A 12,472-nucleotide genomic window follows, 5' to 3' on the forward strand; every position below is an offset into this window, starting at 1 on the left:
AGTCCGAAGGGCAGGCGAGGGGCGGCTATCGCCGACATTGCCCGGAGGCGGCGATTTTTCCTGTTCCCTCCGGTACTTTATGATGATGGAAAATCATGTCATCACCACCGGGCCCGGTCGCGGCACCGCCGCGATGCGCGAACCGGTACGGGGGAACCAGGTGCAAGCCATGCAGACGCTGCGTATCGCCACTCGCAAGAGTCAGTTGGCCATGTGGCAGGCCGAACATGTCCGCGACCGTTTGATGGAGGTCCACCCAGCGCTGAAGGTGGAGCTGGTGGCCCTGTCCACTCGCGGGGACCAGATCCTCGACACGCCGCTGGCCAAAGTGGGCGGCAAGGGGCTGTTCGTCAAGGAGCTCGAGGAGGCGATGCTCGACGGCCGGGCCGATATCGCCGTGCATTCCATGAAGGATGTGCCCATGCAGTTTCCCGAGAGCCTCGGTCTGTCGGTGATCCTGGCGGGAGCCGAGCCTACCGACGCCTTCATTTCCCATCATTACGCCTCGCTCGACGAGCTGCCCGAGGGCGCACGAATCGGTACTTCGAGTCTCAGGCGTGGCCTGCAGATGCGTGAACGGCGCCCCGACCTGGAGGTGCTGAGCCTGCGTGGCAACGTCCAGACGCGGCTCGGCAAGCTCGACGATGGCGAGTTCGATGCCATCCTGCTGGCCACCTCCGGCCTCAAGCGCCTGGGACTCGAGGCGCGGATTACCCAGGAATTGCCGCCGGAGGTCTGCCTGCCGGCTTGCGGACAGGGGGCACTGGGTATCGAGTGTCGCATGCACGATGCGGAGTTGATCGGCTTGCTGGCGCCGCTGGATGACCCGGATACCGCGACCCGGGTGCGTGCCGAGCGGGCCATGAATACCCGCCTCGAGGGAGGCTGCCAGGTGCCGATCGCCGGCCATGCGGTGTTCGAGGGCGATGGCCAGACGCTCTGGTTGCGTGCCCTGGTCGGCAACCCAGAGGGGACCCAGGTGCTGCGCGCCGAGGGGCGCGGTTCCATCCACGAACCGGAGGCCCTGGGCATCCGGGTGGCGGAGGAGTTGCTGGATCAGGGCGCCGGTGACATTCTCGCCGAGGTCTACGGCGCCGGTTGATGGTGAGCATGCCGGTCGTGATCTGCCGTCCGGGGGCGCGTGCCGCCCCGTTGGCCGAGGCCATCGGGGCGGCGGGCTTCGCCGTCGAGTACGGTGAAGTGATGGCGCTGGAGGCGCTGCCCGAGAGTCGGGCGATGCGCAGTGCCTGGCTGGATTTCGACCAGTTCCAGCGGGTGGTGGTGACCAGTCCCTTCGCCGCGGAATGCCTCGCCGAGGCGCTGGACCTCTATTGGCCTCAGTTGCCCGTGGGCGTCGAGTATTACGGTGTCGGACCGAGTACCGCCGAGGCGCTGTACAACGCCTTGGGGGTGCGTGTTCATGTGCCTCCCCCACGGGCCGGGGAACCCTCCAGCGAGACGCTGCTCTCACTGGGGACGCTGCAACGGCTGGAGGGGCAGCGCACCTTGCTGGTCGCCGGTGAAGGCGGTCGCACACTGCTGGCCGAGACGCTGGCCGAGCGTGGCGCACGGTTGACGCATCTGGCGGTCTATCGGCGACGCCTGCTCGAGCCGTCGCCGGCATTGCAGTGCCGGTTGCGAGCGGGCGACTATCATGCGTTGGTGGTGAGTAGCGGAGAAATCCTCGAACATCTGGCAAGATGGTGTTCGCATGCCGCCTTGGACCAACCGTTAATCGTATCCAGTCACAGGTTGGCTACACTGGCCGGCACACTGGGGTTTCGTGTTCCCGTCGTGGCATCGGGAGCCACGCCCGCCGCACTCGCGGCCGCCGTGGCACGGGCCCGGGACCCGGAGGAGACCGATGTCGATCATGACGATCTCGAAAAGGGCTAGCGACAGATGAGCAAGCAATCACAGGATCAGGATGAACAGCAGGCGCCCTCCGGCGAAGCCCAGGGCGGTGCCGATGCAGGGACCACGGAGCGCCAGCCGGAAGAGAACGGCAAGACCGGTGGCTCATCGTCGCGTCGCTCGCGTCGACGTGGCAAGGGCGGTGACGAGGCGGCGACGTCTGCCACGGCCCACGCCAAGGCCGGGAGCGCGTCCAGTGACGCCGTGAGCGGTGCCGGCACCACTGCCAAGCAGTCGGACGGGACCGAGGGAGCGGCCGCCACGTCACCTGGGGATGCCGAGAAGGCCGGTGGAACGAGTACCGAGAAAAGCGCCGAGAAAAAGGACGCCGGCAAGCCATCCGCCGCGACCGCCTCCCGTTCTGGTGGCAGCAAGCGTTCGGCCGGCAAGGGGGCGAGCGGATCGACGGGTAGCAAGACGAATGCCGGGTCCGGACAATCCGGCGGCAGCGGCAGCGGCAGCGGCAGCGGCAGCGGCAATGACAATGGCGAGAAGCCTGCCAAGGGAGGCAAGGCTGGGGCCGTGGCTCTGGTGCTGGTGATCCTGCTGGCGATCGCCGTCGGCGTGTTCGGCTGGCTGGGGTGGCAGCGCCTGCAGGCCCAGCAACAGCGGCTGGCCGAGGTGCCCGAGCAGCCGGCGACCCAGGCGCAAGTGAACGACCTGTCGGATCAGCTGCAGAGCGGTCAGAGCGAGCGCGAAGCCGCCGTCGCTTCGCTTCGCGAGGCGTTCGAGGCGTATCGTGGCGATGTCGACGCCAACCTCGACAAGGTGCTCCAGCAGCTGTCCCGGCAACAGCAGACCGACGAGCGGGAATGGTTGCACGCTGAAGCCGCCTATCTGCTTCGACTGGCCAACCAGCGGCTGCAGCTCGAGCGAGATGTCGAGGGCTCTGCCGCCCTGCTGCGCACCGCCGATGCCCGGCTCAAGGAAGCCGATAACCCGGCACTGATGCCGGTGCGCCGCGAGATTGCCTCGGAACTGGCCGCGCTTCGCTCGGTGCCGGATATCGACCGTACCGGCCTGTACCTGTCACTCAACGCGCTTCAGGAGCAGATCGCCGGTCGCCCATTGGCCCAGGATGTCGAGGAAGTTACCGGCGATGCGTCCATCGAGGAGGCACCCTCCGGCGGCTGGCAGGAGCAGCTGTCGAAGGTCGGCGGCGAGCTCAAGGACCTGGTGACGGTACGCAAGCATGACGAGGCTCTGGAGGCCCTGATCTCGCCGGAGCAGGAGTCCTACCTGCGCCAGAGCGTGCGCCTGGTGCTGGAGCAGGTGCAGCTCGCATTGCTCAAGGAAGAGCAGGAACTTTATGACGCCAGCCTCGACAAGGCGTTGACGCTGATTCGTGGCTACTACGATACCGACGACAGTGGTGTGCAGGGTGTCCTGTCACGGCTCGAGGAACTCAAGGGTCGCCACATCCGCCCTGAACTGCCGGATATCAGCGGTTCGCAACAGGCGTTGCAGGCATTCATCGAGAACCGCTTCGAATCGGGTGGCGACGGCCAGGGAGGCGAGGCATGAGAAAGCTGATTCTGATCGTGGTCGTCGGCCTCGCGATCGGGGCGCTGCTCGGCCAGTTGATGATGTCGGTGCCCGGCTACTGGCTGGTACGGGTCGGTGACACCTCCTACCAGACCACCTTCTGGTTCGGCCTTGTGCTGTTGCTGGCCGCCTTCGTGGTGCTGCATTTCGCGTTGCGGCTGCTCATGCGCCTTTCTCGGCCGGTCAGCCGCTTCAAGGGCTGGAGCAGCCGGTCGCGCAATCGGAGTGCCATGCGTCGAACCGTGCGCGGCCTGGTGGCTCTGGCCGAGGGGCGCTGGAAGCGCGCCGAGAAGGCACTGGTCAAGGCCGCCGACGACTCCAGCACCCCACTGGTCAATTACCTGTCCGCCGCCCTGGCGGCGCATTACCAGGGGCGCTATGAGCAGGCGGACACCCTGCTCAAGCGGGCTCACCTGAGTACTGAAGGGGCCGATACGGCGGTGGGCATGATGCAGGCCCAGTTGATGCTGGACCGCCAGCAGTACGAGGAGGCCCTGGCCATTCTGACGCGCCTGGACCGCCATCTGCCCAATCACCCGCAGGTCCTCAAGCAGCTCAAGCAGGCCTACCTCAGTGTCAGTGACTGGGAGGGGCTGCGTCGTCTGATGCCCCGCCTGGGTGCCCAGCAGTTGATCTCCCGGGAAGAGCGCGAGCAGCTCGAACAGCGGGCCTATCGCGAGTTGATTGCCCAGGAGGCTCGAGACACCGGCGATATCGAGCGAGTGCGCACTCTCTGGGCCGATATGCCCGATCACCTGCGTGGCAACGTCGACCTGATCGTGCTCTATGCCGAGGCCCTGGTGCGCGGCGACCAGCAGGCCATCGCCGAACGTCTGTTGCGGCAGTCGCTCAAGGACCACTGGGACAGCCGCCTGGTATTGCGTTACGGGCTGCTCGAAGTGGACGCGGCGCGTCAGCTGGTGGTGGCCGAAAAGTGGTTGCAGGAGCGTCCCAATGATCCGGACCTGCTGCTGACGCTGGGGCGCCTGTCGTTGCGCAATGCCTACTGGGGCAAGGCGCAGGAGTATTTCGAGGCCAGCCATCGCCAGCGTCCCAGCGGCGTGGTCTGCGCGGAACTGGCGCGGCTCTATGCCAGCCTGGGCGAGCACAACAAGAGCCAGCTTTATTATCGGCAGAGTGTCGAGCTGCTCGACAAGTCGCTTCCCTCGCTACCACAACCTACCGAGCCGGAAGACACCTTGTCACGGAGCGCGCGGAAAGCGTCCTGAGGTTCCCGGCGACACGGTATCGACCCGCGGCGGGGTGGTCTTCGGGCCGCCCCGTCGTCGTTTTCGGCGTCGGCATGCATCACCGTGCACGCCGTCTTGACGGGGCGCCGTCGCGTTACGGTGTCTCGGGGCACTCGGCACGTCGCGAGCATCAGCGCACCATGAAAAGGGGCCACCTGTCGGCGGCCCCTTTTCATGTTCATGGGATTTGGTGAATGCCCCGCCGCAAGACGGCGGGGCGGGCGGCTCAGTTGCCGCCGCCCGGGTTGTCGACGCCACCATCGTCGTCCTGATTGTGGACCTCCTGGGACACCTGTGGCGTGGAGCGTGTCGGTGTCTCGGGATGCTTCGGCTGGCCGGCGGGGCTGCCGTCGATGGTGAAATCCTCCTGCATGATGCGCAGGTTGGCAGGCGGTGCGCCCCCTTCCTTGTCCGCCCCGAAATAGAGGGTGGTATGCGGGAACGGGATCTCGATGCCGGCATCGTCGAAGTGATACTTGACCAGGCGGTTGTAGGCGCGACCCACGGCCCACTGTGTCCCCGGCGTGGTCTTGATGCGTACCCGGATGTTCACCGAGCTGTCGGCCAGGGCGATCACGCCGGCCACCTCCAGCGGCTCGAGCAGGTTGACCTTCTGTTCCTCGTCCTCGGACAGATCATCGAAGGCCGCGTGCAGGGCCTGGATCGCCTCGTCGATGTTCTCGCGATAGGCGATGCCGTATTCGCCGACGTGGTAGGCGAACTCGCGCATGTAATTGGAGACGGTGTCGACGCTGGAGAAGGGCACGATGTGGTAGGTGCCACTCAGGTCGCGGATACCTACCGAGCGGATGCTCAGGCGCTCGGCCGTCCCGGTGATGCCGCCGAGTGTCACGACGTCGCCGACGTTCAGGGCGTTTTCCACCTGGATGAAGACACCGGTGATGATGTCCTGGACAAGCTTCTGCGCGCCGAAGCCGATGGCCAGGCCCAGCACCCCGGCGCCGGCGATCAGCGGGCCGATATTGATGCCGATCTCGGCCAGCACCACCATGATGGTCACGGTGATCAGGGCGATGGCAATGGCGTTGCGGAACAGCGAGAGCAGCGTCTGGGCTCGCGAGGTCGGCTCGCCGCTGCCGGTGGCGGGGTTGAGCTTGTGTTCGATCAGGCTGGCCAGGACCAGCCAGATGGTGATCGCCACCACCAGGATCACGGCGATGCTGAACAGCCGTGCGACCAGCCCGCGGCCTGCTTCGGAAGCGTACCAGGCGGCGAGGTCGAAGACCTGCCAGGCATGCAGCGATACCATGACTACCAGGACCAGCAGAACGGTGCGCACGACCCTGAGTGCCTTGGGCACATAGGCGTTGAGGCGCGCTTCCAGCAGCGGCAGCTTCTGCCGCAGCTCGTCTCTGAGCGTAATGCGCCGGCCGATGGTCTGGGTCAGGAGCTTCGACAGGCCGAGGCCCGCCATGACCGCGGCCAGTGTCTGCAGGGTCGCCAGCAGAACGAAGGGCAGGGCGTCCTCGGGGCGGGTCAGGGTCAGCACCAGTACCATGAAGAAATAGGCGATGGCCAGCAGGTGCCAGATGCGCCCCAGCAGGGTCAGTGCCACGCGCGAGGCCGACAGGCTGGCCCGGGCCGCCTGCCGATGCAAGGCGTCGCGCAGGCGCTGGCGGTTGCGCAGGACCACGACGACGGCATAGATGAAGGCGCCGAGCATGATCAGGGTGCCGACGCTGTGGCCCAGGGTCGGCGAGAGGTAGGCATTGATCAGTGGCACCACGACCATCAAGCCATAGCCGGCCAGTCCGATCAGCCGCGCGATCCAGCGATTCCAGTAGGAGGCGTCCTCGGCACTCACGGGCATCAGGCGCAGGCCCTCGTAGCGCGAGGCGAACAACATGCGGACGCCGGCCTTGAGCAGCTCGATCACCAGGAAGGCGTTGAGAAACAACGAGGCACGCGTGGTTAGTTCTCCGCTTTCCCCCACCACGAAAGTCGCCAGGAGGTTGCCGCCGACATAGGCCAGTGCCACGACCAGGACGTCGACCAGTGCGGCCAGCGCCACGCAGATGACCAGCCGGAGCAACGGCTGAAGCGCCGGCCCGTTGAGCGACCAGAGGCTCAGCCGGGCAAACACCGGCCGGACCAGCCGCCGGATGAGCAGGAACAGCGCAAAGGTGGCGAGGATGACCAGGCCGAGGTTGATGACGGCGCTGCTCACGACACTCATGTCGATAGAGGCCCCGTCTTCTCCTCCGGTGAAGAGGTTGGCCAGGCTGCCGTACAGCAGGCTGACCTGGAGGCCGATGTTACCCGCAACATGGCTGGTGAGTTCCGCCAGTCGGCGAGGCAGAGAGGGTTCTTGCACCGAGGGGGCGGTGCCGGCGTCCATCTGTTCGCCATCCGAGGGGGTGACACTGGCATCGGCCATGCCGCGCAACTGGTCGATCAACTGCTGACGCGTCTCGGGGTTCTCGAGCATGTCGGCCAGGGCGGCGTTGGCCGGGGCGTCGGCCCCCGGGTCCGACTGCGCCAGGGCCGGGCCGGCAAGCGCCACCAGGGCGATCATCAGCCAGCCGAGGGCCAGGGGTAGGAGTCGTGTCTTGCTCACGCTATGGCCTCCGTGTCAGGGCGTAGGAAGGGTGGAAACAAAAGCCGATCAGGCTACCACGGACGGGTATTCCTACATGACCCTAAAGCAGGGTACGAAACTGGTACAAGACAAGAATACTGTGGCGTCGTGCAGGCATGGTATGGGGCGGCTTTGTTCCCGTTCATCGGCTTCTCTATTAACCTGGCAATCAAATAGATCGTCCTGATCTATCTGATTGTCGCCCGCACCACGCTGGCGCAGATGCGTGGATCTTCTGGTGTGGCGCGGGCTCGCGCCGGCCTGGCGGCCGGCGGCGGCACGTCCCTGTGCCGCGATTAACCCGACATAAAAGCTTGCCGGGTTAATAACATGGCGACGTATTTCTGGGGGATATCACGATGACACTCGGCCCGATGGGGTGGCTGATGGTGGCGCTAGGTGGCGCCTTGGGCGGCATGGCGCGCCTGGCTGTCACGGAACTGACGGCCCTCTGGTGGGGGCGCGCTTTCCCCTGGGGCACCCTGGTCGTCAACCTGAGCGGCACCCTGGGAATCGGGGGGCTGGCTGCTCTGGTGGGGTGGCCCGAAGGGAGTGCGGCCGCCTGGGGGTTCCTGGCGGTCGGCATATTGGGTGGCTTCACCACGGTCTCATCCTTCAGCCTTCAGACCCTGACCCTCTTCCAGAGACGTCGACATGGCGCGGCCCTGGCCAACATCGTGGCCACCCTGGTGCCGGGTGTCGCCGTGGCAGGCCTGGGCTGGTGGATCATGGGAGGTGGTGCATGACGGGCTGGCGTGGGTATCTGTCCGTCGGGCTGGGCAGCGGCCTGGGAGCCTCTCTACGCTTGCTGGTTGCCCAGGGGGCCTGGATGTTATGGGGCAGTGCCTTCGTCTGGGGCACCCTGATCGTCAACCTGCTCGGCTCCTGGCTGATCGCCGCCTTTGCTGCCCGAGCGTCCCATCGGATTACCGGGCATGCGGCTCGCTGGCAGCCTTTCCTGGTTGCCGGCTTCTGTGGAGGCTTCACCACCTTTTCGCTGTTCGGCCTGGAAACCTTCCATCTCCTGAACACCGGCCATCCCTGGCTGGCGCTGGCCTATGGCGTCGGCAGTGTGCCCTTGTGGCTGGCGGCCGCCTGGCTTGGGCAACGGGCCGGCACGCCGCGTTGAATGGCGTGCCGGCCGGTCTTCACGCCTTCTTCTTGTTCCGAGGAGAGTTCTTCGCTTGTGCGTCAGCCGGCACTGCGTCGCCCTCCGCGGCCTGGCCAGCGGTGAAGCGTTCGCGCACCAGTTTCAGCAGCCCCTGGGTGGAACCGTCGAAGTCCTGGCTCTGCTCGTCGATGCGCTCGCTGATCTCGCCGGCGATGCGTTTGCCCAGCTGGACGCCCCACTGATCGAAGGAGTTGATGTTCCAGATCACGCCTTGCACGAAAACCTTGTGCTCGTACAGGGCGATCAGGGCGCCGAGGTTCTTCGGTGTCAGCTCGTCGAGCAGCAGGGTGCTGGAGGGGCGGTTGCCCGGGCAACTGTAGGGATCGAGCCGGCTGCCCTCCTGGCTGCCTTCCATGAAGGCGTTGGCCTGCGCCAGCATGTTGGTCAGCAATGCGAAGTGATGATCCTCGACCCCAGGCTCCGGTTTCAGCGAGGCGATGAAGTCGATCGGCACATAGCGGGTACCCTGGTGGAGCAGCTGGAAGAAGGCATGCTGGCCGTTGGAGCCGGTCTGTCCCCAGACGATGGGGCCGGTCTTGTAGTCGACGGGGTGACCGAAGATATCCACCGACTTGCCGTTGGATTCCATGTCGAGCTGCTGAAGGAAGGCGGGAAGCTGATGCAGTGCCTGGTCGTAGGGCACGATGGCGTGTGTTTCGGCACCCTGGAAGTTGATGTACCAGATGCCGATAAGCGCCATCAGTACCGGCATGTTGGCGTCGTTGGGCGCATTGAGGAAGTGCTGGTCCATTTCGTGTGCCCCCTCGAGCATCTCCATGAAGCCGTCGAAGCCGATGGAGAGCGCGATGGGCAGGCCGATCGAGGACCACATGGAGTAACGCCCGCCGACCCAGGCCCAGAACTCGAAGACGTTCTCCTCGCGGATGCCGAATTCCATGGCGGCCTTGCGATTGGTCGAGGCGGCGACGAAGTGGGCGCCCACGTCGGCGTCCTCGCCGGCATTCTCCAGAAACCAGCGGCGTGCCGTCTTGGCGTTGAGCAGGGTTTCCTGGGTGGAGAAGGTCTTGGTGGAGACGATGAACAGGGTGGTGGCCGGGTCCAGGCGTGACAACACCTTCTGGATATGGGTGCCATCGACGTTGGACACGAAGTGGAAGCTGAGCTCGGGGTGACGCTGTTTCAGCAGGGCCCGGCAGGCCATGTTGGGACCGAGGTCCGAGCCGCCGATGCCGATGTTGACCACGTCGCGGATGCGTTTGCCACTGTAGCCCTTCCACTCGCCGCTGCGCACTTCCTCGGAGAAACGCCGGATCTGTTCGCGGGTGCGGTGGATCTCCGGCATCACATCCTTGCCGTCGACCATCAGCGGCCCTTCGCCGAGGTTGCGCAGGGCGGTATGCAGTACCGGCCGGTTTTCGGTGACATTGATGATGTCACCGGAGAACATCTGGGCACGGCGCTGGACCAGCGCGGAGTGATCGGCCAGTTCGAGCAGCTTGTCGAGCACCGCATCCGAGATGTGGTGCTTGGAGTAGTCGAGAAAGAGTCCGCCGACGCGCAGGCTCATGCGTTCGAAGCGTTGCGGATCGGCACTGAAGTAATCGCGGATGCGGTCCTCGGCGGTCTGCGCCTGGAGCTGCTTCAGCGCCTGCCAGGTGACGCTGCGGGTGAGCTGAAACATGCCAATGTTCCTCTCGGTTGTCGTGCGTTGTTGTCGTGGCTTGTCGTCGGGATTGCTGTTGTGCACCGGTGTCGTGATGTCAGGGGGTGCGTGCCGAGACCCAACTGCCGGCATCGGGCACGCTCATTTCGTAGTCCCGGGCGAGCCAGGGCGAACTGAGCAGGAAGTCCGCACTGGCCGGATTGCAGGCCACGGGGATGTTCCACAGGGCGGCCAGGCGCAGCAGGGCCTTGACGTCCGGGTCATGGGGCTGAGGCGCGAAGGGGTCCCAGAAGAACACCAGCAGGTCGAGTCCCTGTTCGGCGATGCGCGCGCCGATCTGCTGGTCGCCGCCCAGCGGGCCGCTCATCAATGGTTCCACCTCGAGCCCGAGCTGGCGCGCGATGCGACTGGCCGTGGTGCCGGTGCCGATCAGCTCATGCTCGGCCAGGGTGTCGCGCCAGCGTCCGGCCCACTCCAGCATCTCTGCCTTCTTTCCATCGTGGGCGATCAAGGCAATGCGCTTGCGGGCCGGCAGGGTGCGGCGGGCGTTGCGTTGCGGGCGTGCGTCAGGCATGGCGGGTCTCCACAGCCAGGATCTTCAGGGTATCGGTGCCGCCGTGGGCGTTCATGTGATCCCCGCGGGTCAGGATCACATGGTCACCCGGCTCGGCGATGCCCTGGGCCACCAGACGCTCCATCGCGCGATCGTTGAGCTCGCCGGCCGACATCGCGCTGGTGTCGAAGGGCAGGGATATCACCCCACGATACAACGCCATGCGCCGCTGGGCGACGGGGTTGTGGGCCAGGCCGACGATCGGCAGCCCCGAGCGGATGCGCGAGGCGATCAGCGGCGTATAGCCGGTGGCCGTCATGCAGGCGATGGCGGCCACGCCGGCGAGGTGGTTGGCGGCGTACATCGCCGACAGGGCGATGGTCTCGTCGATCCGCGAGAAGCCCTCGTGGATGCGGTGCCCGGATTCCTGGGCGATGCGCTCGCGCTCGGCGCCCAGACAGACCCGTGCCATGGCCTCGATGGTTTCCACCGGGAAATCGCCGGCGGCGGTCTCGGCGGACAGCATCACCGCATCGGTGGCATCGAGCACGGCATTGGCCACGTCGAACACCTCGGCGCGGGTCGGCAGCGGCGACTCGATCATCGACTCCATCATCTGGGTCGCGGTGATCACCGCCCGATTGTGGCTGCGGGCATGCTTGATGATGCGCTTCTGGGTGCCGATCAGCGCCTCGTCGCCGATTTCCACGCCGAGATCGCCGCGAGCCACCATCACCGCCTGGCTGGCCTCGATGATGCCGTCCAGGGTGGCGTCATCGGCCACCGCTTCGGCACGCTCGAGCTTGGCCACCAGGCCGATCTCGGCACCGGCCTCACCGAGTCGCTCGCGGGCCTCGTGCATGTCGGCGGCGCTGCGCGGGAAGGACACCGCCAGGTAGTCGACGCCGATGTCGATGGCGGTCTCCAGGTCGGCCTTGTCCTTGTCGGTCAGCGCCGGGGCGGAAAGCCCGCCGCCCTGCTTGTTGATGCCCTTGTTGTTGGAGAGCCGGCCCCCCTGCACCACGGTGGTGTGAATCTCGCTGCCGGCCACGTGCGCGACGTCGAGTACCAGGCGGCCATCGTCGAGCAACAGGCGATCCCCGGCCACGACATCGTCGGCCAGAGCCTTGTAGTCGCAGCCGACCCGGCCGGCGTCGCCGGCCTCGCCGTCCAGGGCGACATCGAGCACGAAGGCCTGACCTTCCTCGAGGTCCACGGCACCGTCGCGGAAGCGGGCGATGCGGATCTTGGGGCCCTGCAGGTCGCCCAGGGCCGCGACGCTGCGGCCGAGCCGCGCGGCGATCTCGCGCACTTCGGCCAGGCGGCGGCGGTGGTCGTCGGGCGCGCCATGGGAGAAGTTGAGGCGTACCACATCGACGCCGGCGGCAATCATCCGTTCGAGCACGCCGGGCCTGTCACTGGCGGGCCCGAGGGTGGCGACGATCTTGGTGCGGCGAGCGGGTAGGGCGGAATGAGGCATGCCGGGGTCTCCTGTGGGCCGTGCGAAAGGTAGCGGCCATTCGGTGGTGCAGAATCCTGTCACCATAGCCCATGTGTGGTTTTTTTACTAAGAACAAGTCTTTCGACTAAGGTCTAGGCACGCCATGTGAAAGCCGCGTTTCCGGAATTTTTGCTTGTTTTATAGCATTTTGCGCCAGAGATGAGGAGGAGTCGGCTTTCCTTTCTGTTGTAAAGTTACTAAAAATGGCTTGTGTCCAGCGCCATCGTGATTCACATTGTGGGGAAACATGAGCCGTCGGCCTGTCCGGTCGGGGATATCGGGACACCCCGGCGCCCTTCCACCCATCGGCTCAGC

The 12,472-nt window shown here is 65.8% G+C and carries 10 protein-coding genes; 6 read left to right on the forward strand and 4 right to left on the reverse strand.

Going from position 1 to position 12,472, the window contains the following annotated elements:
- Window positions 1–169 precede the first annotated feature (169 nt).
- Genes hemC through RSO41_RS02505 form a run of 4 tightly spaced genes read left to right on the forward strand, consistent with a single transcriptional unit; the run spans window position 170 to window position 4,688 of the window.
- Window positions 170–1,102: a hydroxymethylbilane synthase gene (gene hemC, locus RSO41_RS02490; protein ID WP_410000305.1), complete on the forward strand. Its 933-nt coding sequence runs from the start codon at window positions 170–172 to the stop codon at window positions 1,100–1,102.
- The gene (locus RSO41_RS02495; protein ID WP_315617468.1) at window positions 1,102–1,896 is read left to right on the forward strand and encodes a uroporphyrinogen-III synthase; all 795 of its coding nucleotides are present in this window, start codon (window positions 1,102–1,104) and stop codon (window positions 1,894–1,896) included. The genes hemC and RSO41_RS02495 overlap by 1 nt, the downstream gene beginning before the upstream one ends.
- 6 nt (window positions 1,897–1,902) lie before the next feature.
- Window positions 1,903–3,438, forward strand: a complete 1,536-nt coding sequence (locus RSO41_RS02500) for a uroporphyrinogen-III C-methyltransferase (protein ID WP_315617470.1) — start codon at window positions 1,903–1,905, stop codon at window positions 3,436–3,438.
- Entirely contained in the window at window positions 3,435–4,688 is a 1,254-nt protein-coding gene (locus RSO41_RS02505; protein WP_315617472.1) for a heme biosynthesis HemY N-terminal domain-containing protein, read from the forward strand. Before RSO41_RS02500 ends, RSO41_RS02505 begins: the two co-directional genes overlap by 4 nt.
- Window positions 4,689–4,935: 247 nt before the next feature.
- Here the strand turns inward: RSO41_RS02505 and RSO41_RS02510 are convergent, their stop codons facing one another.
- Window positions 4,936–7,287, reverse strand: coding sequence for a mechanosensitive ion channel domain-containing protein (locus tag RSO41_RS02510; RefSeq protein ID WP_315617474.1), 2,352 nt, complete (start codon window positions 7,285–7,287; stop codon window positions 4,936–4,938).
- A 380-nt stretch (window positions 7,288–7,667) separates the two neighbouring features.
- On the opposite strand from RSO41_RS02510, the gene RSO41_RS02515 reads away from it, so the two are divergent.
- Together RSO41_RS02515 and RSO41_RS02520 are read left to right on the forward strand one after the other, a co-directional pair.
- Window positions 7,668–8,054, forward strand: a complete 387-nt coding sequence (locus tag RSO41_RS02515; RefSeq protein ID WP_315617476.1) for a CrcB family protein — start codon at window positions 7,668–7,670, stop codon at window positions 8,052–8,054.
- The gene (locus RSO41_RS02520) at window positions 8,051–8,437 is read left to right on the forward strand and encodes a CrcB family protein (protein ID WP_315617478.1); all 387 of its coding nucleotides are present in this window, start codon (window positions 8,051–8,053) and stop codon (window positions 8,435–8,437) included. Before RSO41_RS02515 ends, RSO41_RS02520 begins: the two co-directional genes overlap by 4 nt.
- 19 nt (window positions 8,438–8,456) lie before the next feature.
- Here RSO41_RS02520 and pgi read toward each other — a convergent pair whose 3' ends face one another.
- From pgi to pyk, 3 genes are all read right to left on the reverse strand, one after another.
- Window positions 8,457–10,121: a glucose-6-phosphate isomerase gene (gene pgi, locus RSO41_RS02525; RefSeq protein WP_315617480.1), complete on the reverse strand. Its 1,665-nt coding sequence runs from the start codon at window positions 10,119–10,121 to the stop codon at window positions 8,457–8,459.
- 79 nt (window positions 10,122–10,200) lie between these two features.
- Window positions 10,201–10,677, reverse strand: coding sequence for a methylglyoxal synthase (locus tag RSO41_RS02530; RefSeq protein ID WP_315617482.1), 477 nt, complete (start codon window positions 10,675–10,677; stop codon window positions 10,201–10,203).
- Entirely contained in the window at window positions 10,670–12,136 is a 1,467-nt protein-coding gene (gene pyk, locus RSO41_RS02535) for a pyruvate kinase (RefSeq protein WP_315617484.1), read from the reverse strand. The genes RSO41_RS02530 and pyk overlap by 8 nt, the downstream gene beginning before the upstream one ends.
- Window positions 12,137–12,472 lie beyond the last annotated feature (336 nt).

The organism is Halomonas sp. I1 (assembly GCF_032334135.1).
In the GTDB taxonomy this organism is placed as follows: domain Bacteria; phylum Pseudomonadota; class Gammaproteobacteria; order Pseudomonadales; family Halomonadaceae; genus Halomonas.

What these genes read in the sequence shown, in the direction of transcription:
- hemC (WP_410000305.1), top strand. Translation starts at nt 170, where the DNA reads ATGCAGACGCTGCGTATCGCCACTCGCAAGAGTCAGTTGGCCATGTGG.
- RSO41_RS02495 (WP_315617468.1), top strand. Translation starts at nt 1,102, where the DNA reads ATGGTGAGCATGCCGGTCGTGATCTGCCGTCCGGGGGCGCGTGCCGCC.
- RSO41_RS02500 (WP_315617470.1), top strand. Translation starts at nt 1,903, where the DNA reads ATGAGCAAGCAATCACAGGATCAGGATGAACAGCAGGCGCCCTCCGGC.
- RSO41_RS02505 (WP_315617472.1), top strand. Translation starts at nt 3,435, where the DNA reads ATGAGAAAGCTGATTCTGATCGTGGTCGTCGGCCTCGCGATCGGGGCG.
- RSO41_RS02515 (WP_315617476.1), top strand. Translation starts at nt 7,668, where the DNA reads ATGACACTCGGCCCGATGGGGTGGCTGATGGTGGCGCTAGGTGGCGCC.
- RSO41_RS02520 (WP_315617478.1), top strand. Translation starts at nt 8,051, where the DNA reads ATGACGGGCTGGCGTGGGTATCTGTCCGTCGGGCTGGGCAGCGGCCTG.
- pgi (WP_315617480.1), bottom strand. Translation starts at nt 10,121, where the DNA reads ATGTTTCAGCTCACCCGCAGCGTCACCTGGCAGGCGCTGAAGCAGCTC.
- RSO41_RS02530 (WP_315617482.1), bottom strand. Translation starts at nt 10,677, where the DNA reads ATGCCTGACGCACGCCCGCAACGCAACGCCCGCCGCACCCTGCCGGCC.
- pyk (WP_315617484.1), bottom strand. Translation starts at nt 12,136, where the DNA reads ATGCCTCATTCCGCCCTACCCGCTCGCCGCACCAAGATCGTCGCCACC.